This is a genomic window from Acinetobacter legionensis (assembly GCF_048551735.1).
GTDB lineage: Bacteria > Pseudomonadota > Gammaproteobacteria > Pseudomonadales > Moraxellaceae > Acinetobacter.
In genome coordinates, this window is record NZ_JBIMBV010000072.1 from 1 (window position 1) to 972 (window position 972).

Sequence of the window (972 nt, forward strand, 5' to 3'; positions counted from 1 at the left end):
AGCAACGTGAATACAATTATCTAGATTCACGTTGCTGAGCTGTGGCAACAATAGCGTTGTGTAGGCCACAGTCTTAGATATCTTATTTAACATAATAGTTTCGTTATGCGACTTCCTAGCTCTATATTTTGCATATCTTTGTTAGCACTATTGTTTCTTCTGTCTTTTTTCTTGTTGCTCTATCAATCTCATCTCGGCTCTCTTTGCTCATAGTTTTTTCTTCACATTTTATTTTTTTATATGAGTCAGTCGTGTTTACTAAGATTGTAATAATCTCTTTTTTAGGAATATTATATAAAATTCTTACCATTATCTTTTCAGCATAACTACTACTGTACATCATCATAAGTAATAGAAATATATATGTTTTTTTCATTTTAAAATTCTCAGAAGAGGGTAGCCCACTTTAAAAGTGGGCTAAATTTTTTAGTAATAAATATCAATGGTTATAACTATTCTATTTATTTTTTTGTCTCGATTTTCAGAGCCCCATCTCTTGTTACTTCAATAATTCCTTCAAGCAATGTTTGCTTAATTATTTCGTGAAATATCTCTGTATCTCGCAACGGTTTCTTTCCTGCTTTTACTAAATCTCTGTTTATCTTTAATCCAGTTTCATTAAGTGCTTGTTCTTCTTCATCTGTAAATCTAAAAGTTTTTGCCATGTCATTGATTCCATCTCTAAATTGAAAAATTATAAATGAATTTGTGATTTATTCTTGTATTCACTTGTGATTTCTGTATTATTGTAAAAAAATGATTTGTGCATTTGTGATTTTAATATGAATAAGCTCTCTTTCAGTACAAAACAAGAATTCATTCAATGCGCTTTCGAGAGTGTTGCAAAGATCGTTTCTGATCAAGGTCAGCATTCATTAGAAGCTCTTACTCCAGCGATTTCTACAGAAAAGTGTCTTAGTCATTTAGCTTTTGTTGCACACGAATGGTCATACGATCCGACAGTGATTGATA

Annotated in this window: 3 protein-coding genes; 1 reads left to right on the top strand and 2 read right to left on the bottom strand. The window is 31.0% G+C overall.

Features of this window, described 5'->3' with window-relative positions:
- Nucleotides 1–121: 121 nt before the first annotated feature.
- A complete protein-coding gene (locus tag ACG9ZL_RS21025) occupies nt 122–376 on the bottom strand; it encodes a hypothetical protein (RefSeq protein ID WP_419361848.1) in 255 nt (84 codons plus the stop codon).
- Between the two features lie 85 nt (nt 377–461).
- Nucleotides 462–665 (bottom strand): hypothetical protein, encoded by a 204-nt coding sequence (locus tag ACG9ZL_RS21030; RefSeq protein WP_419361851.1) that lies wholly within the window; start codon nt 663–665, stop codon nt 462–464.
- A gap of 117 nt (nt 666–782) precedes the next feature.
- On the opposite strand from ACG9ZL_RS21030, the gene ACG9ZL_RS21035 reads away from it, so the two are divergent.
- The coding region (locus ACG9ZL_RS21035; RefSeq protein ID WP_419361854.1) for a hypothetical protein at nt 783–972 on the top strand (190 nt) is incomplete at its 3' end.

Excerpts from the sequence above, each read along its gene's own strand:
- ACG9ZL_RS21025 (WP_419361848.1), bottom strand. The coding sequence starts at position 376 with ATGAAAAAAACATATATATTTCTATTACTTATGATGATGTACAGTAGT.
- ACG9ZL_RS21030 (WP_419361851.1), bottom strand. The coding sequence starts at position 665 with ATGGCAAAAACTTTTAGATTTACAGATGAAGAAGAACAAGCACTTAAT.